Origin of the sequence: Acinetobacter sp. S4400-12 (assembly GCF_024129495.1) — a bacterium.
Taxonomy (GTDB): Bacteria; Pseudomonadota; Gammaproteobacteria; order Pseudomonadales; family Moraxellaceae; genus Acinetobacter; species Acinetobacter lwoffii_C.
This window is the reverse complement of record NZ_JAMXYB010000006.1, coordinates 34,123-57,157: the sequence shown is the minus strand read 5'-3', so window position 1 is coordinate 57,157 and position 23,035 is coordinate 34,123. Positions and strand designations below refer to the sequence as shown.

At 43.7% G+C, this 23,035-nt stretch carries 25 protein-coding genes, 1 tRNA gene and 1 CRISPR repeat array; of the genes, 9 read left to right on the top strand and 17 right to left on the bottom strand.

Going from position 1 to position 23,035, the window contains the following annotated elements; all coding sequences use genetic code 11:
* The first annotated feature begins 7 nt into the window (after positions 1 to 7).
* The 4 genes from NI461_RS04780 to NI461_RS04765 all read left to right on the top strand — a co-directional run bounded on the left by NI461_RS04780 (position 8) and on the right by NI461_RS04765 (position 3,510).
* On the top strand, positions 8 to 661 hold the full coding sequence (locus NI461_RS04780; RefSeq protein WP_151202996.1) for a hypothetical protein: 654 nt from the start codon (positions 8 to 10) through the stop codon (positions 659 to 661).
* 287 nt (positions 662 to 948) lie between these two features.
* Positions 949 to 1,953 (top strand): lytic murein transglycosylase B, encoded by a 1,005-nt coding sequence (gene mltB / locus NI461_RS04775; protein ID WP_253151098.1) that lies wholly within the window; start codon positions 949 to 951, stop codon positions 1,951 to 1,953.
* A gap of 289 nt (positions 1,954 to 2,242) precedes the next feature.
* Positions 2,243 to 2,857 carry a septal ring lytic transglycosylase RlpA family protein gene (locus NI461_RS04770; protein WP_151202998.1) on the top strand — a complete coding sequence of 205 codons (615 nt, stop codon included), beginning with the start codon at positions 2,243 to 2,245 and terminating at the stop codon, positions 2,855 to 2,857.
* Between the two features lie 197 nt (positions 2,858 to 3,054).
* Positions 3,055 to 3,510: a DUF962 domain-containing protein gene (locus tag NI461_RS04765; RefSeq protein ID WP_253151096.1), complete on the top strand. Its 456-nt coding sequence runs from the start codon at positions 3,055 to 3,057 to the stop codon at positions 3,508 to 3,510.
* Between the two features lie 233 nt (positions 3,511 to 3,743).
* On the opposite strand, the gene tsf is transcribed toward NI461_RS04765, so the two are convergent.
* On the bottom strand, positions 3,744 to 4,619 hold the full coding sequence (tsf, locus tag NI461_RS04760; protein ID WP_151203000.1) for a translation elongation factor Ts: 876 nt from the start codon (positions 4,617 to 4,619) through the stop codon (positions 3,744 to 3,746).
* Positions 4,620 to 4,759: 140 nt separating this feature from the next.
* On the bottom strand, positions 4,760 to 5,506 hold the full coding sequence (gene rpsB, locus NI461_RS04755) for a 30S ribosomal protein S2 (RefSeq protein WP_151203001.1): 747 nt from the start codon (positions 5,504 to 5,506) through the stop codon (positions 4,760 to 4,762).
* Between the two features lie 206 nt (positions 5,507 to 5,712).
* Here rpsB and map point away from each other — a divergent pair, with 206 nt between their 5' ends.
* Positions 5,713 to 6,540, top strand: a complete 828-nt coding sequence (gene map / locus NI461_RS04750; protein ID WP_151206440.1) for a type I methionyl aminopeptidase — start codon at positions 5,713 to 5,715, stop codon at positions 6,538 to 6,540.
* Between the two features lie 252 nt (positions 6,541 to 6,792).
* Positions 6,793 to 8,028 (top strand): pyridoxal phosphate-dependent aminotransferase, encoded by a 1,236-nt coding sequence (locus NI461_RS04745; protein WP_151203003.1) that lies wholly within the window; start codon positions 6,793 to 6,795, stop codon positions 8,026 to 8,028.
* 58 nt (positions 8,029 to 8,086) lie between these two features.
* Here NI461_RS04745 and NI461_RS04740 read toward each other — a convergent pair whose 3' ends face one another.
* On the bottom strand, positions 8,087 to 8,452 hold the full coding sequence (locus NI461_RS04740) for a helix-turn-helix domain-containing protein (protein WP_258170011.1): 366 nt from the start codon (positions 8,450 to 8,452) through the stop codon (positions 8,087 to 8,089).
* Positions 8,453 to 8,594: 142 nt separating this feature from the next.
* On the opposite strand from NI461_RS04740, the gene NI461_RS04735 reads away from it, so the two are divergent.
* Positions 8,595 to 9,026 (top strand): PaaI family thioesterase, encoded by a 432-nt coding sequence (locus tag NI461_RS04735; RefSeq protein ID WP_174659502.1) that lies wholly within the window; start codon positions 8,595 to 8,597, stop codon positions 9,024 to 9,026.
* Between the two features lie 21 nt (positions 9,027 to 9,047).
* Here NI461_RS04735 and NI461_RS04730 read toward each other — a convergent pair whose 3' ends face one another.
* Positions 9,048 to 9,488, bottom strand: a complete 441-nt coding sequence (locus NI461_RS04730; RefSeq protein ID WP_253151095.1) for a hypothetical protein — start codon at positions 9,486 to 9,488, stop codon at positions 9,048 to 9,050.
* A gap of 236 nt (positions 9,489 to 9,724) precedes the next feature.
* On the opposite strand from NI461_RS04730, the gene NI461_RS04725 reads away from it, so the two are divergent.
* Positions 9,725 to 9,800: transfer RNA gene (locus NI461_RS04725), tRNA-Asn, on the top strand.
* A 93-nt stretch (positions 9,801 to 9,893) separates the two neighbouring features.
* A CRISPR array of direct repeats spans positions 9,894 to 10,341; the repeat unit is 28 nt; unit sequence TTTCTAAGCTGCCTATATGGCAGTACAC.
* Positions 10,342 to 10,548: 207 nt separating this feature from the next.
* Here NI461_RS04725 and NI461_RS04720 read toward each other — a convergent pair.
* The 11 genes from NI461_RS04720 to NI461_RS04670 form a co-directional block, all read right to left on the bottom strand.
* Entirely contained in the window at positions 10,549 to 11,202 is a 654-nt protein-coding gene (locus tag NI461_RS04720) for a tRNA-(ms[2]io[6]A)-hydroxylase (RefSeq protein WP_253151093.1), read from the bottom strand.
* Positions 11,203 to 11,217: 15 nt separating this feature from the next.
* The gene (gene pdxJ / locus NI461_RS04715) at positions 11,218 to 11,943 is read right to left on the bottom strand and encodes a pyridoxine 5'-phosphate synthase (protein ID WP_253151091.1); all 726 of its coding nucleotides are present in this window, start codon (positions 11,941 to 11,943) and stop codon (positions 11,218 to 11,220) included.
* 13 nt (positions 11,944 to 11,956) lie between these two features.
* Positions 11,957 to 12,667, bottom strand: coding sequence for a DNA repair protein RecO (locus tag NI461_RS04710; protein ID WP_253151089.1), 711 nt, complete (start codon positions 12,665 to 12,667; stop codon positions 11,957 to 11,959).
* Positions 12,668 to 12,678: 11 nt separating this feature from the next.
* A complete protein-coding gene (locus NI461_RS04705) occupies positions 12,679 to 12,873 on the bottom strand; it encodes an NF038104 family lipoprotein (RefSeq protein WP_151203010.1) in 195 nt (64 codons plus the stop codon).
* Between the two features lie 26 nt (positions 12,874 to 12,899).
* Positions 12,900 to 13,928, bottom strand: coding sequence for a GTPase Era (gene era / locus NI461_RS04700; protein WP_151203011.1), 1,029 nt, complete (start codon positions 13,926 to 13,928; stop codon positions 12,900 to 12,902).
* Complete coding sequence (gene rnc / locus NI461_RS04695) at positions 13,928 to 14,626, bottom strand: ribonuclease III (RefSeq protein WP_151206448.1); 699 nt, start codon at positions 14,624 to 14,626, stop codon at positions 13,928 to 13,930. The genes era and rnc overlap by 1 nt, the downstream gene beginning before the upstream one ends.
* Positions 14,598 to 14,969: a DUF4845 domain-containing protein gene (locus NI461_RS04690; protein WP_151203013.1), complete on the bottom strand. Its 372-nt coding sequence runs from the start codon at positions 14,967 to 14,969 to the stop codon at positions 14,598 to 14,600. The genes rnc and NI461_RS04690 overlap by 29 nt, the downstream gene beginning before the upstream one ends.
* A gap of 24 nt (positions 14,970 to 14,993) precedes the next feature.
* Positions 14,994 to 15,821 (bottom strand): signal peptidase I, encoded by an 828-nt coding sequence (gene lepB, locus NI461_RS04685; protein ID WP_151206450.1) that lies wholly within the window; start codon positions 15,819 to 15,821, stop codon positions 14,994 to 14,996.
* 18 nt (positions 15,822 to 15,839) lie between these two features.
* A complete protein-coding gene (gene lepA / locus NI461_RS04680) occupies positions 15,840 to 17,657 on the bottom strand; it encodes a translation elongation factor 4 (protein WP_151203015.1) in 1,818 nt (605 codons plus the stop codon).
* A 342-nt stretch (positions 17,658 to 17,999) separates the two neighbouring features.
* Entirely contained in the window at positions 18,000 to 18,461 is a 462-nt protein-coding gene (locus NI461_RS04675) for a thioesterase family protein (RefSeq protein ID WP_253151087.1), read from the bottom strand.
* A gap of 128 nt (positions 18,462 to 18,589) precedes the next feature.
* On the bottom strand, positions 18,590 to 19,975 hold the full coding sequence (locus tag NI461_RS04670) for a Do family serine endopeptidase (RefSeq protein ID WP_253156673.1): 1,386 nt from the start codon (positions 19,973 to 19,975) through the stop codon (positions 18,590 to 18,592).
* A 228-nt stretch (positions 19,976 to 20,203) separates the two neighbouring features.
* On the opposite strand from NI461_RS04670, the gene nadB reads away from it, so the two are divergent.
* On the top strand, positions 20,204 to 21,850 hold the full coding sequence (gene nadB, locus NI461_RS04665) for an L-aspartate oxidase (protein ID WP_253151083.1): 1,647 nt from the start codon (positions 20,204 to 20,206) through the stop codon (positions 21,848 to 21,850).
* 56 nt (positions 21,851 to 21,906) lie between these two features.
* Here nadB and NI461_RS04660 read toward each other — a convergent pair whose 3' ends face one another.
* The gene (locus NI461_RS04660) at positions 21,907 to 22,341 is read right to left on the bottom strand and encodes a PaaI family thioesterase (RefSeq protein WP_162850564.1); all 435 of its coding nucleotides are present in this window, start codon (positions 22,339 to 22,341) and stop codon (positions 21,907 to 21,909) included.
* 92 nt (positions 22,342 to 22,433) lie between these two features.
* Positions 22,434 to 23,033: a dTMP kinase gene (gene tmk / locus NI461_RS04655; protein WP_253151081.1), complete on the bottom strand. Its 600-nt coding sequence runs from the start codon at positions 23,031 to 23,033 to the stop codon at positions 22,434 to 22,436.
* Between the last annotated feature and the right edge of the window lie 2 nt (positions 23,034 to 23,035).

Below are 23,035 nucleotides of genomic sequence, written 5' to 3'. Positions count from 1 at the left end.
TTTAACAATGCCATTTTTTGGTTTTATTCCTTCTGCAGAACTATTAAATACTATTCAGACTGCACAGAAAAATAAAAACTCAAGTGAACCGCTTTATCCTTTACGTGACAAAACCGCATTGATGATTAATGATGAAATCCTCGACGCGATTCTCACGGAACTGGTACGCCGTTTTCCTGCCAGCGACAAGCGTGATACGGCAGAAAAACTGGCGGGTTATATCAAGTCGACTGTTGCAGTTTTACTCAAGCAGTTGCTGGGTAAAGCATCAAATGAGGTGGTGAAAGAGTCGATTGCCTTCTCTGAGCGTAGTCTGTTCAAAGACCCGGCTGGCCATATGCGTATCGGTGAAACGCTCGACGCCAGTCTGGTCACTAATCTGAAGCACCAATTTGCTGAACTCAAAGCTGGCAATACGGTAGACAAGCAAACGCTGAGTAACCTGTATAAACAGTTTGCTGAAGCCACTGTACGTCATTTTATGGTCGACTTTAATAAAACCCTCGATTTGGGGATGATCAAACGCAAAGCAGCAGATATTGGCGCTGCTGCCGTAATTAAAGCCGTTAATATTGCCGCTGATAAAATCATTCTGAATTTAACCAAAGAAGAATTGCAGATTATGGCGGAATATCATGACACCTTGTTCTATACCGAGTAATGTCTCAGCCTGAACATGCTCCCTTTAAAAAACCTGACTCCGGTCAGGCTTTTTAGTCTCCATGAAATAGCTTGTTACAGTTAAAGGCCATAAAAATGAAATGTGCTTTAAAAACAGCCAACATTTCTTTATTTTTACCACACTTTCTATGACTCATATTCGCGGCAATGTTATCTTTATTCACAGCTTTAAGCCGGAAAATTGAGAAAAACAAATTCTTCTATTTTTGCGGCATGATTCAAATGACATAGCCACAAACTCACCAGAAATTTGGAAATCATAGCAAGATGTTGAAATTTGATTTATATAAAAAATTGAAACAATATTCAATTCTATTTGCCACCTTGGGCCTGAGCAGCAGTATTGTTTCTGCCAATGACTTTCAACATCATCCTTCCTATGCCAGCTTTAAACAAAGTACCATGCAAAAATACGGCCTGACCGCAGGGCAAATCGATTCCGCGATGGCTGGGACAAAAAATCTTCCGAATATTATCAATATCATGAATCGTCCGGGCGAAAGTAAGCCATGGTATGCCTATAAAACCAATTTTCTGGCTGAGTCTACCATTCAGCGTGGCGTACGTTTTAAACAGCAGTATGCAGATACCCTTAACCGTGCTGAGCAGCAATTTGGAGTACCTCAGGCGATCATTTTAGGCATTTTGGGAGTAGAAACTGGTTTTGGGAGCAACAAAGGCTCATTTATTACCCGTGATGCCCTAGCCACTTTAGGTTTTGGCTATGAGCGTCGTGCACAGTATTTCCAGGATGAGCTGGCGGCTTTAATCGCCTGGTCCTATACAGATGGCATTCCAACTTCATCAGTGGTCGGTTCCTATGCCGGTGCGATTGGCTACCCACAATTCATGCCAAGCAATATTCCAAAATTTGGTGTGGACTATGATGGTAATGGTCATATTGACCTGCGTAATTCTGCTGTGGATGCAATTGGTTCCATTGCCAACTATCTGGCCCAGTATGGCTGGCAGCGCAACCAGCCAGTGGCATTTCCGGCGCGTTATAGTGGCTCTAATCCAGAGGCAGTGATTGCCAAGGATTTAACCCAGCCTGTACCTTATGGAGTACTAAAAAGCCAAGGAGTCAGCCCGATGAATCCGATCGTAAAAATTGACGATCTGGACATGGTGAGCCTGATTCAATTACAAGAAAGCTCTGGGCCAATTTACTATATTACTTATCCTAATTTTCAAGTAATTACGACCTATAACCGCAGCCGCATGTATGCGACCGCTTTATGGCTTTTAGGTACAGAAATTACGAGCCGATAACAGTAATTTTTGCTACAAATTATTAAAGTCAAGTTTTTTATAAGAAAATATGAGCGATAAATAGGCGTTTTTAATACAATGTTACAATATTGATTATTTTTTAATCAATCACTGTGTATTTTACGTTCTTTTTTTCAATATTTTAATTAAATACTAGACAGCTTATTGTCAGCATGAATATCATCCTTTTCGTTAAATGTAGTTGCATAAGTTAAATGTCAGGCAGGTTTGGTTGATTTTTCAATAACTTAGACAAATCAATCTAAATATGCTGTTAGGAGTTGATTCGATGCATTCTTCTTTTTTGAAGTATTTTATGGCTATTGCCGCGACGGTCACACTGGCCCAGTCACAGGCAGATATGGTTCCGTCATCTTCATTCAATCATGAAAATGACAATTCTCGTCTAGCTGCACGAGTGTTAAATAAAGAAGCTCAAAGCTTCAATTCAAATTTCACCAATTTGAACAGTCTTTCAATCACTGAACGTTCAGGCGATAAAGTTCGTCGTGAAACCATTGCAGCAAAAATTGAAATACCTGCAGAAGAGCCTTCAGTGATTGAAAAGCTGAATACTGTTGCTTCCAAGACAGTACGCAAGTTTAGCCAAACAGGTACTGCATCCTGGTATGGCCGTCAATTCCATGGCCGTAAAACAGCAAGCGGTGAAACATTCGATATGAATGCTTTAACAGCCGCCCATCGTAGCTTGCCGTTGAACTGTTATATCCGTGTCACGAACAAGAACAATGGTAAAAGTGTCGTTGTGAAAGTAAACGATCGTGGTCCATTCCATGGCAACCGTGTTCTTGACCTTTCTTACGGTGCAGCAAAGCAGCTGGGAATCACCAGTGCCGGAACTGCAAACGTAAATATTGAACGTGTTGCCGGTCCAAATTCTTAAGATTTAACTTGCAATACATTTAACAAAAGCCGCAGGTAATATGCGGCTTTTTTTATTGATACCAAAACCCTAGACCTTAGTTTTTTTCCGAAACTTCAACTTGATCAACTTGCCTGCTATCGATTTCATTTTGACCAACGCTTGCTTCTGTTCTATATTCAGATTTAATTAGAATATGTTCAAGGATGGAGCGAAAAATGAAAACAGTATCGGAATGGTTTGCTGAATATAGCGAAAGCCACCAGAATAAAACCAATAAACTGATTCACTGGGTGTGTGTCCCGACTATTTATTTTTCGATTATCGGTATTCTGGCGCATTTTAGCGCTCTACTAACGGCTGTGCTCTTGGCTTTAGCGTTTATCTTCTATGCTCGCCTTGATATTGTACTGGCTGTCGCGATGGCAGCACTGACGCTGGTCATGGCTTGGCTGATCTGGATTTTACCGATGGGCAGCGGATTCTTTATTGTTCTTTTCATTTTTGCCTGGATTGGTCAGTTTTATGGTCATAAAATTGAAGGTAAAAAGCCCTCTTTCTTTAAAGACCTGCAATTCCTTCTCATTGGCCCAATCTGGTGCATGGATGCATATCTAGGTAAAGTCCTACCATCTTGGAGATCTCGTCAATCTGAGGCCTTACAGCCCACTTGAAGCGTATGTAATATCATTACACTTATAAATCCGGGAAAGTGCTATTCCGCAATCGGTTTTCCCGGTAAATTTAGGCCCTTTCCCATAGCTTGTTGCGTAACTTCAAAACCCTTTAAAGCAAATTATTTTGTACGCTGGGTTTAAAGTCAGTGAATAACCGATTCACCCTCTAAAATTTTGTTCAGGCCAAAAAAAGCCCCATCAAATGGGGCTTTTTTAAATTCTTAACCGAATTATTGTGCAGCAGCCTGAGCAGCAGCAACTTCTTCAGCGAAAGAAAGCTCAGCTTTCTTCTCGATACCCTCACCCACTTCGAAACGAACGAATTGAGCTACAGTAGTAGCTGTTGCTTTCAGAACGTCAGCAACTTTTTTGTCGTTGTCAATTACGTACATTTGACGCTCAAGAACAACTTCGTTCAGGTATTTCTCAACAGAACCTACCACCATCTTTTCAACGATGTTTGCTGGTTTGCCAGATTCAAGTGCTTTCGCTTCAGCAATTTCTTTCTCTTTCGCGATCAGATCAGCTGGAACCTGTTCAGCATTTACGGCAACCGGATTGAATGCAGCAATGTGCATTGCCAAGCCTTTACCAGTATCCGCATCACCTGTGTAAGATACAACAACACCGATACGCAGACCGTGTTTATAAACAGCCAGTTTTTCGCCTTCAAGGATTGAAGCACGACGTACCTGGATGTTTTCACCGATTTTTTGAACAAGAGCGATACGTGCTTCTTCAACAGTCGCACCATCTTCAAGTTTAAGTTCAGCAATTTTAGCAGCGTCAGTTTCATTGGCAGCAAGTGCAGCTGCTGCAACTTTGTTAGAGAAATCAGCAAAGTTTGCGTCTTTAGCAACGAAGTCAGTTTGACAGTTTACTTCTAGAAGGATTGCTTTGTTACCTTCTTGAACAATGGTAATCGCGCCATCAGCAGCAATATTACCTGCTTTTTTAGCAGCTTTTGCCTGACCAGATTTACGAAGGTTGTCAATCGCCAGTTCGATATCACCGCCCGCTTCTGTCAATGCTTTTTTACATTCCATCATTGCAAGACCTGTACGATCACGCAACTCTTTAACCATGCTTGCTGTAACTGCAGTCATGTTTATCTCCTAAATACGGTAGAAAATGAAATCTTTTAGAACAGAAACGGCCCAGAGGATTCTCATGGGCCGCCTGCATACTTAACGCTTACTTTGCCACTGTCACATGTCGCAAAAATGACAAGCTAGCGTCAAACGCATTAAGCCTCAGAAGCTGGAGCTTCTTCTGCTTTAGCTTGTGCATTTGCTTGTGATTGAGCGTATTCTTTACCAGCAATAATCGCATCAGCCATAGCAGAAGCATAAAGAGTTACTGCACGGATCGCATCGTCGTTACCCGGAATAACGTAGTCTACGTTGTCTGGGTTAGAGTTTGTATCAACGATACCAATTACAGGAATACCAAGGTTTTTGGCTTCTTTAATTGCAATCGCTTCGTGGTCAACGTCAATTACGAATAATGCGTCAGGTAAACCACCCATGTTTTTCACGCCGCCTAAAGCACGCTCAAGTTTTTCCATCTCACGGCTACGCTCTAAAGCTTCACGTTTAGTCAGCTTAGCGAAAGTACCGTCTTGAGATTGAGTTTGAAGGTCTTTTAAACGGTTGATAGATTGGCGAAGTGTTTTCCAGTTCGTCAACATACCACCTAACCAACGGTGGTCTACATATGGCTGACCAGCACGTTGCGCTTGTTCACGGATGATTGCAGAAGCTGCACGTTTAGTACCAACGAACAAAACTTTGTTCTTTTTGCTAGCCAAGTTGTTAGCAAAGTTCAAAGCATCATTTAACGCAGGAACAGTGTGCTCAAGGTTAATGATGTGAATTTTGTTGCGCGCGCCGAAGATGTATTCGCGCATTTTTGGGTTCCAAAAACGTGTTTGGTGACCAAAGTGTGCGCCTGCTTGAAGAAGGTCGCGCATGCTTACGTTGTAATCTGCCATTTTCTTTACCTTAAAGTTTGGGTTAGGCCTCCATATATCCGCATTCTCCACCCCGTAGGGCACCCAGAGTAATGTGTCGATATATGTGCGGATTTTAATACACCATTCATCTAGCCTCGCAAATATATTCACGAAAAAGCATTTGATAAAATGGGCGGCTATTTATACCATAGCTACACACAAATTTCCAAAAGTTTTTAGAGATCATGAACACGACTTATCAAGCTCCCCCTCGTTTAATCAAATCCGCAGAAGATATCGAGAAGATGCGCGTGGCTGGACGACTGGCAGCAGAAGTTTTGGATATGATCAAACCGCATATCAAACCCGGCGTCACCACCCTGGAACTGGATACGATTTGTCATGACTATATTGTCAATGTACAAGACGCAATTCCGGCCTGTCTGGGCTATGGTGCGGCTCCTGGTCGTCCTGCTTTTCAGCACACCATCTGTACTTCGGTGAACCATGTGGTTTGTCATGGGATTCCTTCGGAAAACAAAACCTTGAAAAAAGGTGACATCCTGAATATTGATGTAACTGTCATCAAGGATGGTTTCCATGGTGATACCAACATGATGTATATCGTCGGTGGCGAAACCTCAATTTTGGCCAACCGTCTCTGCAAAGTGGCACAGGAAGCCATGTACCGGGGTATCGCTGTAGTTAAGCCGGGTGCAACCATCGGTGATATTGGCCATGCGATTCAGCAATATGTTGAATCTGAACGCTTTAGTGTAGTGCGTGAATATTGTGGTCATGGCATCGGCACGACTTTCCACGATGAACCGCAGGTACTTCATTATGGCCAACCGAATACCGGCATGATCCTTGAAGAAGGCATGACTTTTACGATTGAACCGATGGTAAATGCCGGCGTTTGGCAAACCAAACTACTGGGGGATAAGTGGACCGTAGTCACCAAAGACCATAAATTATCAGCACAATATGAACACACTCTTTTAGTAACAAAAGATGGTGTTGAAGTCCTCACCGCTCGTCCCGAAGAAGATTTGTCACGTTTTACCGCATAACTGCAAGTCTTAAACAGAGCAATGGCCACTTTAAAGTGGCCATTTTTATTTTATATTTCATCTATTAATCAAATATTAAACTTATAAATAAAGCACATCGGGCTTTGCCTGAGCATTTTTAACTCAGGATAAACTTTGACAACTCCTCTATTTTTTCATCAAGTTTTTCAAATTCTTTTGCCCTATATTGAGTATTTTGAGCTAAGATAATGTGCTTTTTATTTTTTAATCCCCATAAGAAGGAATACTGCCGTGGACGTACGTCTCTCTGATCGTGTAAATGCCATCAAACCGTCCCCAACCCTTGCTGTGACGAATAAGGCTGCTGAATTAAAAGCTGCCGGTCATAATGTCATTGGTCTGGGCGCAGGTGAGCCAGATTTTGATACACCGCAACACATCAAAGATGCAGCAATTGCAGCGATTAACAACGGTTTCACCAAATACACCGCTGTTGACGGCACGCCAGGTCTTAAAAAAGCAATCATTGCTAAATTAAAACGTGACAATAACCTTGACTATGCAGCGAACCAGATTCTGGTATCTTGTGGCGGTAAACAATCTTTCTTTAACCTGGCGCTTGCCCTGTTAAATAAAGGCGATGAAGTGATTATCCCTGCGCCATTCTGGGTTAGCTATCCAGATATGGTCATCATCGCTGAAGGTGTACCAGTAATTGTGAAATGTGGTGAAGAGCAACGTTTCAAAATTACCCCTGCACAATTAGAAGCGGCCATCACTGAAAAAACCCGTCTGGTGGTATTAAACAGTCCATCTAACCCGACAGGCATGATTTATACCAAAGCTGAGCTTGAAGCTTTGGCTGAGGTATTACGCAAACATCCAGACGTCTTTATTGCCTCGGATGACATGTACGAGCCAATCCGCTGGACTGACGAGTTCTATAACATCGCAACAGTTGCACCAGATCTTTATGAGCGCACCATCGTATTAAACGGTGTGTCTAAAGCCTATGCAATGACTGGCTGGCGTATCGGCTACGCAGCGGGTCCTGCAAAACTTATCGGCGCGATGAAAAAAATCCAGTCTCAATCAACTTCTAACCCGACTTCGATTTCACAAGTTGCGGCAGAAGCTGCATTGAACGGTCCTCAAGATGTACTTGAGCCAATGGTTGAAGCTTTCAAACGTCGTCATGACCTCGTGGTCAATGGCTTGAATGACATCAAGGGTATTTCTTGCTTACCTGCTGATGGTGCTTTCTATGCTTATGCCAACATCAAACCGTTGATTCGTGCCAAAGGCTTGAAATCTTGCACAGAGTTCTCTGCCTGGTTACTGGAAGAAACGGGTGTTGCAGTTGTTCCTGGCGATGCATTCGGCTTGGGTGGCTTCATGCGTATCTCTTATGCAACTGCTGATGAAGTACTGGTCGATGCGCTTGCACGTATTAAGAAAGCGGCTGACTCTATTGAAGGCGTTGATGAAGCGATTGCTTCAATTGAAGCTGAAAAAGCTGCAAAATAATCTAAATTATTAGATTAAAGAGACCCGCGGTCATGATATGAGTGCGGGTTTTTTAATTTTAAACATTTACAGCTGTTAAAGCATCACGATATTTTTCTGGGACTTGAGCATCAGTCCAGTTTACACCCCATTGCATCATGGCTTGCAACATAGGCGCCAAAGCCTTCCCCTTTTCAGTCAGTACATATTCAAAACGCTGCTGCCGGTCAACATAGGCCTGTTTAACTAAAATCCCTTCATTCACCAGACGCAACAGACGATCAGATAACACATGACGGGTCAGGCCCAGATTCTGCTGAAACTGTTCAAAGCGGGTCATGCCTAAAAAGGCATTACGAATAATTAACAAGGTCCAGCGATCACCAAAAATTGCCAGACTTTTAGCAATCGGACAGTTTTGCTCAGTTGCTTCAGTCCATTTCATAAATGTAAGTCCGCGGAGAATTATTTTACTGACTCTACTTTAAACAATTGACTCCTCTCGACACAAGTTCTACTTTAGAACTTGAAAATTTGTAAATAACAATCTAATCATATTGATAAAACAGTGACGCAAAGGAATAACCATGAATCCTAAAGAAATGACCGGACTACAACTTCTGCAAGCCATGGCCGCCGGCCATATTCCTCCTGCCAGTATCAGCCAGACGATCCCCATGAAACCAACCGTAATTGAAAGTGGACAGGTCACCTTTGAAGTACAGGCTGATCAACGTCATTTAAACCCTTTAGGTGGTGTACACGGTGGCTTTGCTGCAACCGTACTCGATACCGTAACAGGTTGTGCTGTTCACAGCGCTTTAGAAGCAGGCATTGGATATGGCACCATTGATCTGAATATTAAAATGTGCCGCCCTGTTCCACAAAACCAACCGCTGACTGCTATTGGCAAGCTGATTAATATGAGTAAAAATCTTGCGATTTCAGAAGGAGAAATTGTGGATGAAGATGGCAAACTTTATGCACACGCAACAGCCACATGTATGATTCTTCGTTAAATATTTACAGTACATTATGCTTTAAAGCGCCCCCAGTCTATCTGCAAGTTTCACAGATTTCGGTCGGGTTAAAGCACGATATTCAAAATAATGTTTCGAGATATGCGCCAGACTCAACTCCTGAGTTTGGCCAGTCGATGCCTGCCAAACTTTAGATTGATTCGATCCAGTCAAAAAATTACCTGAAATTGCATAAATATATAAATCTTTTTTTGAGACTTCAGGAACATGCAGGAATATTTCAAAACTGAACTGCGGTTCTTTTTTAGCCAACCATTTTTCTGAAAACCACAGTTGCAAGAGATCCCCGAGATATAACTGTTGATTCGCTAAGGGCCATAAACAGATTTCAGCACCTGTAACAGGAGTAAAATATTGGCTCGAATCTTGAATAATATCGAGATAATGCTCTTGATAGAAAGACCACTGCGCGAAAATTTGGGGGATTGTGAGCGTATTCATTCGCTTTCTCCAGTTTAGCCATTTTTGTGCTGGCAAGTCGGTTTAAATCCACACTGTTTGACCATTTGATCAAACGACTTTATGGATTCAATCTAGCAACTGGATATTCTCCTGACAAGTATTTTTCAATATTTTTATGCAATTGTTTAAATTAAAATCAGATAAATATGATTTGTCATAAATATGAAAGTTTTTGCTTGACCCTTGTCAAAATGTCTCTATAATCGCATGCAGATTCTCCCATAGCTCAGTCGGTAGAGCGACGGACTGTTAATCCGCAGGTCCCTGGTTCGAGCCCAGGTGGGAGAGCCAAATTCAAGAAAGCCCGCAGCATTAAAGCGGGCTTTTTTATTTTCTATTTTATGCCCTCCCTTCTTTTAGCGACCTTAAAATCATCAACTCGCTTTGCTAAGCTGCCTATATGGCAGTACACTTGGTCACAAGGATGTAAAAGAAGTAACCAGTTTTCTAAGCTGCCTATATGGCAGTACACTGACACAGTTGTTGCAAATGATACACCATTAATTTCTAAGCTTCCTATATGGCAGTACACAAAGCATATTTCTATGCTTTTGCTTGCACATTTTTCTAAGCTGCCTATATGGCAGTACACTTTCAAAGCATATAGCACAGCATGATCAATTTTTTCTAAGCTGCCTATATGGCAGTACACGTAAGTTGCCATTTCCAGCATTTAAAGTGGATTTTCTAAGCTGCCTATATGGCAGTACACGCTCAAAAGTACAAGCCTTTTATTGCAGGCAATTTCTAAGCTGCCTATATGGCAGTACACCTTCTGAGGATGCAGGCAGCTTTACTTATGAATTTCTAAGCTGCCTATATGGCAGTACACACAACCAAAATACCTAAAACCAGATAAAAAACATAGTATTATCTTAAATATACCCCAATAGCCCTCTTATTCCTATCTATCTATAAGTTTCTGATTTTTATATTTAATTATAGAATAAAAATATTTTGGGTTAAATAAAGCCTCTATTTAATCAACTTCAGCCCAAAGAAAAAGCGGGAACTTTGTCCCGCTTGCATCATGTCAAACTTATGCTGCCTGTACGGGCACACCACTATGAAAACGAAAAAGCTTATCTGGACTTAAAATCAGATTCTTCTCTACTTCCCGGATATGCTCAATACGGCTCCGGATATTCTCTTCTGGATTTTTCCATTTTGCGGTTTTTGCCACATCCATCGCCAGTGCCAGATAATCCTCATAATGGCGGGATTCGGATTTCAGCAGATAACGATAATAACGGCCCAGCTCTTCATCGACCAAAGGTGCAAGTGCATAGAAACGCTCACAAGAACGGGCCTCCACAAAGGCACCAATGATCAATACATCAATCAGGGCTTCTGGCTCATAGGTCCGAATTTCTTTACGTAGGCCACCTGCATAACGCCCCGCACTAAGACCAATCCATTGCTGACCACGTTTGCTCATAAATTCCAGCACTTGCTCATAGTGCAGCATCTCTTCACGGACCAGCTGTGCCAGTTTCACCTGCAAATCTACAAAGAAACTGTAACGAAACATCAGATTCATCGCCGTACTGGCGGCTTTTTTCTCACAGTTGGCATGATCCTGCATCAGAATATCCAGATTATTCAGTGCTTCATTGAGCCAGGCTTGCGGCGTTTCACAACCCAGGAAGCCAATCACGGGCTTCATGAGTTCATCATAATTTATATTTGACATAACGATCTTTTAATCTTAGCGGGCAGCTTTAATTACGGCTTTCATTTCTTGCACTGCCTGCGCCAAACCAACAAAGACAGCATCTGCAATCAGGGAGTGACCGATATTCAGTTCATGAATCTGTGGAATGGCAGCAATCGGAGTGACATTATCCAGATTCAAGCCATGGCCAGCATTGACCACTAGACCTTTAGAAACTGCGTATTCAGCGCCTTGAATAATACGCTCAAGCTCAGCCTGCTGGGCTGCTGGTGTTTCTGCATCGGCATAGGCACCGGTATGAATCTCAATTGTTGGCGCACCACATGCCACTGCGGCATCGATCTGTGCCAGATCGGCATCAATAAACAGTGAAACATCACAACCAATCGCTGTTAATTCCTGAGTCGCCTTTTTCACATCTTCAAAATGACCAACCACATCCAGCCCACCTTCGGTAGTGACTTCCTGGCGTTTTTCCGGCACAAAACAAACATGCTGTGGCTGAATTTCCTTGGCAAAAGCCACCATTTCATCCGTCACCGCTATTTCCAGGTTCATCCGGGTTTTGAGTACGGGACGCATACGACGTACATCATCATCCTGAATATGGCGGCGGTCTTCACGCAAATGCAAAGTAATGCCCTCCGCACCTGCCTGCTCGCAGATCAATGCAGCATTGACTGGGTCTGGGTAGGTCGTACCACGTGCTTGTCTTAATGTTGCGACATGGTCAATATTGACACCAAGTAATGCAGCCATAATATCTTCCTAACTACGATTGAGATTGAGAGTTTTGAATCCACAATTGTCGACTTTTCAAGGGGCGATCGCCAAGCAAGGCAGTAATCACCTGTCGATAAAGCTTCGTCAGTAATTGTAACTGTTCTGGGCTAAAATCCCTACCACTTTCATAGTGCAGCATGGTTAAAATCTGCTGGCCCGACAAATTTGAGCGAGATGGCTTGGCGGTAGGCATAAAGCCATCATTTAACTGAAAATAATAATGCTGCGAGGGATTGATAGGCACCTGATTGGCATCGACTGAAAAGTCCAAAGCGTAGCCCAACTCTTCAAGCAGCACATGCTCGAACTGGCGCAGGATTTGCTTTAAATAACTATGAGGATCAGTCTGGACAGAAAGCTGCTGCAAAGCCACTAGCGTTTCGCCATATTTGGCATAAGTCTGTGGCATTTCCACTTCCAGGGGACACAGCCGCAGCAGAATTTCATTTAGATAAAAACCGGAAAAGAAGGCATCACCAAAAAAGAAAATAGGCTGATTAACAATTTCAAGCTTGATAAAGTTTTTCAGTTCGGATTTTCCTGAAGCCTGCAAACTGATCGGCTGATATTGAGGGGGTGGAGTTTGTCGAAGTATGCCATCCATCCGGCCATATTCCTGCGTAAACAGGTACACAATATGGCTACGTTCGCGGTATTTACGATGATGAATCAAATAGCCATGCAGCACTTCATTACGCATAGACTGCTGGCTTAATCACGATCTTTTTTAGATTGTTGTTCATCTTCGTCGTCCCCGTCCGGGATGACGGCACCAACGACGGCCGCAGTACCTTTGACCACCCCTTTTGTGGTTTTATAGGCCACTTTTACAGGTACAGTCACGACTTTGTGAATACAGCCCTGCAAGAACAAGACACATACCATAAGGGCTAAAACTTTCATCATGCACTCTACCTGTAAAATTTCAGTGATTAAATATCGCTATAACCAAGGCTCTTCAATGCACGCTCATCGTCAGACCAGCCGCCTTTGACTTTCACCCAAAGCGTCAGCATGATTTTTTGCTCGAACATTTTTTCCATATCCACCCGTGCATCCATACCGATTTTTTTCAGTTTAGATCCTTTTTCACCAATTACGATGGCTTTTTGTCCCGGACGGTCAACAAAAATTGTGGCATCGATATAGGTACAGGCAGGCTTCATACGCCCTGTTTTTTCATTCAGTACCGGCTCTTCGATTTTAAAAGATTCAATCTGAACCGTCAGGTCATATGGCAGTTCTTCACCGAGCTGGCGCATGATTTTTTCACGGATAATTTCAGAAGCCAGGAAACGTTCTGAACGGTCTGTTAGTTGATCTAGCGAATAAAGCGGTGGCTGAAATGGCAGGTATTTGGCAATCGTGTCACGTAAATGCTCCAGATTGGCACCACGCAGTGCAGATACTGGTACGATTTCCGCAAAGTTCATCAACTTGGCACGTTCCTGAATCAGCGGTAAGGCCTGATTCTTGTTTTCAAACGTATCCAGCTTGTTGATGACCAGAATTACCGGCATCTCGGCATTCTTTAATTTTTCCAGCACAAGCTCATCGTTCTGGGTCCATTTCTGTGCATCGACCACAAACAGCACCAGGTTCACATCACGTAAGGCCGAATGTGCAGCACGGTTCATCATTTTATTGATGGCACGGACTTCTTTCTTGTGCATCCCTGGCGTATCCACAAAGACCGCCTGAGATTTTTCACGTGAATCAATTCCCACAATTTTATGACGTGTGGTTTGTGGCTTACGTGAAGTAATGGAAAGTTTCTGACCGAGCAAATGGTTCATCAGGGTAGATTTACCCACGTTTGGCCGGCCAACAATCGCAACAAAACCGCTACGATAATCCGAAGGAATCTCAGTACCTTCTGCACTAAAGAATTGACTAATCAAGTCATTGCTGTCGCTTTGCGACTCGTGATCAGCATCGATGTGATCGGAATGAGTAGTCATTAAGACTTATGCTCCAAAAGTTTTAAAATATCTGCCGCTACAGCCTGTTCGGCAAATCGGCGGCTTGAACCTTCCCCGGTCATTACTGACATCCCCTGAACCTGACATTCCACCTTGAAATGTTGATTCGGGGCATCACCCTGAATATCGACCACCTCGTAAACCGGGAGAGGTTTTTTACGAGCTTGTAAATATTCCTGCAAGCGTGATTTCGGGTCTTTTAACTGGTCGGTGGGCTCAATATTGTCCAAATATGGTTCATACCATTTTAGCACAACCGCTTCCAGGATATTCAGATCGCCACAATCAACATAGATGGCACCAATAATCGCCTCGACCGTATCTGCAAGTATAGACTCGCGATGATGACCGCCAGATTTCAATTCACCCGTACTGAGAATTAAATTCTGGCTAAGTTTTAAATCATTGGCGATTCTACCCAGCGCTTCCTGACGCACCAAGGTCGCACGCATACGCGTGAGGCGCCCTTCATTTTCGTGCGGATAAGCTGTGAACAGATAGTTCGCAATGATCATTCCTAAAAGTGAATCGCCTAGAAATTCTAGGCGCTCATAGTTATGTTTATGACTGACTGAACGATGAGTCAGGGCCAGCTTAAGTAAATCAGCCTGTTTAAACTGATAACCAATTCGTCTGGTCAGACGTTCATCATTTAGTTTTGACTGTGCTTTGATCAAACTCTTTCTCAAACTTCATCACTAAATCGATATTCATTACAAAATTTTTGCGAATTTCATAATTCTTGTGTACCTGCAAGCCATCCGTATTGGTGACTCGGGCAATGTCATCAAACTTCAGATCACGAATATTATTCATCTGTAAGCGCTGATCCATCTGTTGACTGAATTGTGATGGTGCCATGTTGGCGGGAGCAGTCTTAAGCAGCTCCTCAACCTGGTTATCAACCATACGGTCATCGAAATACGGCCCCCACACTGCAATTGCCACTTTTGCAAGAAATGCAAAGCCTACAATTGCAACCAAAATTCCAATATAAGAAGCACCCTGTTGATGTTTCATTTTTTATTTTCCTGACTGAAACAATTAATCAATCATTCCGTTTCGATTAAACGATGGCATTTTAAAGCCAGGCTCTTTATGCATCCAGATATAGAATGCTCGACCTGTTAAGTTCTCTTCCGGAACAAATCCCCAAAAACGGCTATCAGCACTCTGATCGCGGTTGTCCCCCATCGCGAAATAGTGCCCTTCTGGTACTTTGATTTCCCAATATAATCCATTTTCAGTGGAATACTTGCCATTGTCCACATAGTTAATAAATGGTGCCTGACGTGCAACATTCACGTTTTCAAGTTCACGCATGGTGAACGTATGCTCGCCAATGGTTTCTTTATGATACATCGAATTTGGTGTATCCATACGGTCTTTTTCACGGCTAAATTCTACCGGAACTTTTTCGACTTTTTGACCATTAATAATAAGCTGACCATGATCATAAACAATATGATCGCCGGGTAAACCAATGATACGCTTGATATAGCTAATCGTTGGCTGTGGCGGATAGCGGAATACCGCCACATCACCGCGTTCCGGATGGCCGGTATCAATAATTTTGGTGTTTACAATCGGCAGTTTTACCCCATAGTCAAATTTATTGACCAAAATAAAGTCACCCGTTTCCAGGGTCGGCACCATTGAATCTGATGGAATATTGAAAGGCTCATACAAAAACGAACGTAAGATCAGGACCACTGTCAGCACTGGCCAGAAGTCATAAGCCCATGTGATGATAAAATTTTCATTGCCCTTGCCCCGGGTCTGCCGCTGCTTCAGTACAAACTTATCCAGCAACCAGATTGCGACAAAGATTAAGGTCGCAGGAACAAGAATCAAATTAAAATCAAAATCCATGGGCTTTATCCTTATTATTTAGCGTTCGACTTTCAATACAGCTAAGAACGCTTCTTGCGGGATTTCAACACTACCCACCTGTTTCATACGTTTCTTACCTTCTTTTTGTTTCGAAAGCAGTTTCTTCTTACGCGAGACGTCACCACCATAACATTTTGCCAATACGTTTTTACGCATCGCTTTTACAGTTGAACGAGCAATAATTTGTGCGCCAATGGCCGCCTGAATCGCCACATCGAACATCTGACGCGGAATCAGGTCTTTCATTTTTTCAACCAGGGCAATACCACGATGACGGGCATCCTGACGGTGACAAATCATGGCCAGCGCATCAACTTTTTCACCATTGATCAGGACATCCACCTTCACCAGTGAGGAGCTTTCAAAACGCACAAAGTTATAATCCAGCGAAGCAAAGCCGCGTGAACACGACTTCAATTTATCAAAGAAATCCATGACCACTTCAGCCATCGGGATTTCAAAGGTAATAGAGACCTGATTACTCATGAACTTCATGTCTTTTTGTACGCCACGGCGCTCTACACACAAAGTCATTACGTTCCCTAGATACTCTTGAGGCACCAGAATATGACACTCAGCAATCGGCTCACGCAGGTCTTCAACGGTTGTACCATCCGGCATTTTTGAAGGACTGTCGATATAGAGGATTTCACCGTTTTTCATCACCGCTTCATAAATGACCGTCGGTGCAGATGAAATCAGGTCCAGATCGTATTCACGCTCTAAACGTTCCTGTACGATCTCCATGTGCAGCATGCCCAAGAAACCACAGCGGAAACCAAAACCAAGTGCATCTGAACTTTCCGGTTCAAAAAACAGTGCCGAGTCATTGATCTGTAGTTTCTGCAAGGCTTCACGGAATGGTTCAAAGTCACTGGCATCAATCGGGAAAAGCCCCGCATAGACCTGTGGTTTCACCTTTTTAAATCCGGGTAATATTTCAACTTCTGGTGTGGTCGCCAAGGTAATCGTATCCCCGACTGGTGCACCAAAAATGTCTTTAATCCCTGCAATGACGAAGCCAACTTCACCCGCTTCCAAAATGTCAGTTTCAGTATGTTTTGGATTAAAGATACCTACCGACGTAATGATGTGCGTTTGCCCTGTTGATTTCATCAACATCTTGTCGCCTTTACGCACACGACCCTGCTTGATCCGAACCAGAGAGACAACGCCCAGATAGTTATCAAACCATGAGTCAACAATCAGCGCCTGAAGGGGTGCCTCGCGATCACCTGTTGGAGGTGGAATCACATTGACCAGAGTTTCCAGAACGCCTTCAATGCCCAGACCCGTTTTCGCTGAACAGGTTGGAGCTTCTGTCGCCTCAATGCCAATAATATCTTCAATTTCCTGAATCACACGTTCAGGTTCAGCCTGCGGCAAGTCAATCTTGTTAAGGACTGGCAGTACTTCCAGACCTTGCTCAATCGCAGTATAGCAGTTGGCTACAGACTGGGCTTCTACTCCCTGTGCGGCATCCACCACCAGAAGTGCCCCTTCACATGCTGCCAGAGAGCGTGAAACTTCATAAGAAAAGTCCACGTGTCCCGGAGTGTCAATAAAGTTCAGCTGATATTCCTGACCATTTGGATGCGTATAGTATAGCGTCACGGAGGTGGCTTTAATGGTAATCCCACGTTCGCGCTCTAGCTCCATTGAATCAAGAACTTGGGCCTGCATCTCACGATCCTGCAAACCACCACAAGTTTGAATAAAACGATCTGCAAGAGTCGATTTACCGTGGTCGATATGCGCAATAATCGAGAAATTACGAATATTTTTAATATCAACAGATTTTTTAGCTTGCGCCATGGGCTACCTTGAGAAAAAACGTGTCATGCAATTAAAAAAGATACTGCACAACAAAAACCGAATAGAAATTGCCGAGGATTATAGCAGAATGATGATACAGAAAAAGGATTATCTTTTCCTGCTTTTAAGTCGCCACTCCGCCCTGCTGATTGTTTACTGTGGCAACTCAAGCATATGTTTTTGCTGTTCAGATCACTTGTGCTTGAATGAGCCAGTAACCCAGATCATTTTTCTTGATAAAAACCCTGCTTTCAGGTCGTAGCAAGCCACTTAAAATATCTCGGATCTTTATGATTCAGTCCGCTCGGCAGAATAACAAAACCTATCTGGTTTAAAAGCGAATCAGGCAGTTTCTATGCAATAAGATTGAGAAAAATCAAGCGGATTTAGCTCAGCGGAAATAGGCTGATAAGCCTGGGTAAAGCTTGGTGACATACGTTTGGGACGTCCTGTCTCGATTTCTATACAGGCCCATTGTGTACTTCCTGTAAATAGCAGAGCCTGATCCTGAGGACGGTAAAATGCATATTGTCTGAATAAATACAAGGCATTTAAATCATTCAGCCAGGTCCGTAAAATAATCTTGTCACCCTCAAAGGCAGCCTTCCGGTATTGCACCTGATGTTGCACAGCGACCATGGCATGTTTAAGTTGTAGGTATTCTTTGAGTCCCAGCCCCAAATGCTCGATGTGTGCTGAGGCTACATCCTGCATCCATTGCACATAAACCACATTATTAACATGCCCCAAAGCGTCAATATGCTCGTTTTTTACCTCTAAGACCTGATCAAAAATACCTGACACTTTTTATTTGTCCTTTCATTCAACTGTTCTGGCTTGCCTCAGTCTACAGAAATTTTCACTGGGGTAAATTGCAAAATATAAAAAACCGTCTTCACTTAAAGACGGTTTTTAAATAGAACTTCTTAACTTCAGGAAATACGCATTCCCACTATTGCACGCTGTCCCTGACGGATTAAGGTCACCCGTGCAACTGTGCCTTTTTTCAACTCTGAAACAGCTTCAATAAAGCCATTGGTATCCTGTATCGGTGCATTATTGACCTGGGTAATGACATCATTCGGCATGATCCGGGCTTGAGCTGCAATTCCGCCCGGGCGTATATCCTGAATCACCACCCCTCCTTTAATTTCCAGCCCAGTCAGTTCCGCCGGGGTCAGATTCCGGATGGTCACCCCCAAGATCGGGCCTTTGGAAGGCCGAGCCGGGGTAGCCGTTTTGGCTGGTGTATTGTCTGGAGCGGTGACTAAAGTTGCCGCAATTTGACGGCGTTTATCATCACGCAACACTTCCAGTTGAACGCGTTGTTTCGGGGCAGTACGGTTCAGGTAATTCAGCAACTCGCTGGTTCTTGAAATAGAGGTTCCATTATATTTTAGAATCACGTCTCCAGGGCGTAGTCCGGCCTGAGCTGCCGGAGAGTTTGGCTCAACCTGGGTCACCAGCGAACCTTCCGGTTTAGACAGCTTATAAGATTCCGCCAGAGTACGGTCAATGTCCTGCAAACTGACTCCCAGATAGGAACGGGTCACTTTTCCGTTTCGTTTTAACTGCTCTGCAACCTCCATGGCCACATCGATCGGGATTGAAAAAGACAGTCCCATATAACCACCTGTACCACTAAAGATCCGTGAGTTGACCCCCACCACTTCACCGCGCTGGTTAAATAATGGCCCCCCGGAGTTCCCCGGGTTTAAGGCTACATCGGTCTGAATAAACGGAACTGCCGTTTCTCCCATCATGTTTCGCATTTTGGCACTGACAATCCCGGCAGAGGCTGAATAATCAAAGCCAAAAGGAGAACCAATCGCCAGCACTGGCTCCCCTACCCGTAAACGGTCTACATCGCCCGTGCTTAATTGGGGGAAATTAGCACCCTGTACTTTAAGTAGGGCAACATCTGTCCGCTCATCACTTCCGACAACCGTGGCATCAATTTCACGGCGATCATTTAAAGTAATAGTCACTTTGGACGCATCTTCAACTACGTGATGATTGGTCAGTAAATAGCCATCCTTACTGATAAAGAAGGCACTTCCATAGCCGGTTTTTTCCTGTGGCATCCGTGGCTGTGGAATAATCACCTGATTGCCAAAAAAGCGCCGTAAAATTTCAGGCACTTGTTGCTGCAGGAGCTCTTCTTCGCTCATTTTCTTGACAACATTGACACTCACCACAGCCGGGCTGACCTTCTCGACCAGATTTGAAAAGTCTACAGGGTTAGCAGCCTGTAGCTGGGCAGCACTCAGAGTGACAGTAGCTGCAAATAATCCTTTTTTTAAGTCCAGAATTTTCATATAAATTATTCACTCAAATTGTTGATAAATTTATGTAAATAGGTTTTATCATAAACATCATTGGTTTTAAGTAACAATATGTTCGCATGTCAGAATACTGCTATCTTGGTTTTTCTACTGCATTAAGTTAAGGCTTTTATTAGTTTTTTGATCAATAAATCTGTATTTAAAAGCTTGCCTTTTATGCAAAAAAGCGCTGTCATTACCAGACTTCTTTTAAATTAGCTGATGGACATGTCTAATTTACATCTCACCCATCATTTTGACGTGATTATTGTAGGCAGTGGCGGCGCCGGCTTAAGTTTAGCACTATCGTTGCCAGAACATTTTAATATTGCAGTATTGGCAAAATCCAGTCTTACGGATGCCAGTACCTTCTATGCTCAGGGCGGCGTAGCTGCCGTACTGGATGAAACTGATTCAATTCAACAGCATATTGATGACACCATGATTGCAGGAGTCCATTTGTGTGAAATGGACGCGGTTAAACATACCGTCGAAGGCGGCAAGCCTTCTGTCGATTTCCTGCTCAAGCATGGGGTGCAATTCACACTGGATGAACAGGAGCAGCTGCATTTGACCCGTGAAGGCGGCCACTCCCAACGCCGTATCATTCATGCAGCGGATGCCACTGGACGCGCAATTTCCACCACATTGGTACAGCGCGCTCAGGAAAAAGACAATATTACGATTTTTGAAAACTATATTGCCATTGATCTGATCTGCTCACAGAAACTTGGTCTTGCAGATCAGGCCAACCGTGCGCTCGGCTTATATGCACTGGATGAAAAAACGGAAAAAGTACATACCTTTTTAGCACCTTTTACTGCCCTCGCCTGTGGCGGTGCGATGAAGGCTTATCTTTATACCTCAAATCCGGATATTGCAACCGGTGATGGGATTGCCATGGCTTACCGGGCAGGCTGCCGTGTGGCCAATATGGAATTTAACCAGTTCCACCCCACCTGTTTATATCATCCCCAGGCACGCTCCTTATTAATTACTGAAGCCATGCGTGGTGAAGGCGCCTATTTACGTTTACCGGACGGTGAGCGTTTTATGCTGCGCTTTGACGAGCGGGCTGAACTGGCGCCCCGAGATATTGTGGCGCGTGCGATTGACTATGAAATTAAACGTCTCGGGATTCGTCATGTCTGGCTCGACATTACTCATAAAGATGCAGATTTTGTCAAAACTCACTTTCCGACACTGTATACACGCCTGCTCGAACTTGGCATTGATATTACCAAGGATATGATCCCGGTTGTTCCAGCTGCGCACTATACCTGCGGGGGCGTTGTGGTCGATGAAAACAGCCAAACAGATATTCAGGGACTGTATGCAATTGGAGAAACCTCTTATACCGGCTTACACGGTGCTAACCGAATGGCCAGTAACTCACTTTTAGAATGCTTTGTATATGGCATCAGTGCTGCCCGACATATTGAAACGCATTTTGAGGGATCTTATCAGTCTCCTTCGGTGCCCGCTTGGGATGATTCACAGGTCACCAACCCGGATGAAGATGTGGTCATTTTGCAGAACTGGGATGAATTACGTCAAACCATGTGGAACTATGTCGGTATTGTCCGTACGACCAAACGTCTGCAACGTGCGCTACACCGCATTGAGATGCTTAAAAAAGAAATCGCAGAATATTATCAGGACTATCAGGTCAGCAAAAACCTGATTGAACTGCGTAATCTGGTTCTGGTTTCAGAAATGATTGTACGTTGTGCCATTGAGCGTAAAGAATCGCGGGGCTTGCACTTTACTCTGGATTATCCGCAGCTTTTACCAGAGCTACGCAAGACGGTGCTGATTCCACCGAGCTTTAAAGTAGAGCAGGTGCTGGTCAATACCGTAGAAGCTTAAAGAGGATTTAAGCTTGTATAAAAAACCGGAAACAAGTTCCGGTTTTTTATAGCTGATTATGCTTGCACTGCAGAAGCCGGCTGGGGCGGCACAGAATAGGTTCCGGTTACATGCGCGACCGGCTGTTCCTGATCAACTGAATAGATCCAGACCTCGCCCACGATCAGTACCCGGCCGACTTTCATTAATTTACATTCTGCCCGCAAGTTCACGCCACCCGAAGGTTTACGTAAAAAATTAATATTCATATTGGTAGTGACCGCTAAACCGACTAGACCGATCTCTCCCAAGATTGCAACATATAAGGCAAAATCCGCCAGCGTCATCATTGTGGGTCCAGAAACGGTTCCCCCTGGACGTAATTCCTGCTCGCCAACCCGATACAGCATCGTGGCACCGCAAGGAACAACGGCTTCAATCTCACATTTTTCCAGACTCTGAGGAAACTCCTGCTCCAAAAACTGAATAATTTCTTCTCGTGTACTTTTCATCATATTTAATCTTCCTGATTTCCTACACTATAGAAGATTTTGCTGGTAAAAATCGAGGGAAAAACCAGATCAAAAGTATAATTGAAAATTACTTATTTCAGATACTGAAAGGCCTGCTCAAATACCTGATCAGGCAGCAAAGTAGCATCAAGACGTTTGATCCGTTCAGGATAACGCTGCCATAAGGTCGCATAACCTGTTCTGACTTTTTCAAAGAAAGTAATTTTTTCTTGTTCAAAGCGGTCCAGTGCACCGCGCTCGCGGGCACGCGTCATTCCCAGTTCAATCGGAGCATCCAGCCAGAACGTCAGATCAGGCATGTGTGCTACAAAGCTTTTATTCAGCAAATTCAGCTTATCTTCACTCACGCCACGTCCCGCACACTGATAGGCAAAACTGGCATCAGTAAAACGATCACATAGAACGGTTTTACCGGCGGACAAGGCAGGCAGAATGACCTGTGCCAAATGCTGGGCACGTGCAGCATACATCAGTAATAATTCGGTATCATGACACATGGCCTCATCATGATTAACACTGAGCAATAAAGCCCGGATTTGCTCTGCCATGGGCGTACCCCCCGGCTCACGGGTCAGAATGACTTCTTTGCCTTGTGCCATCAGATCAGCATAAATTCGATGAATGAGCGTCGTTTTGCCTACCCCTTCTGTGCCTTCAAAGCTAATAAACATAC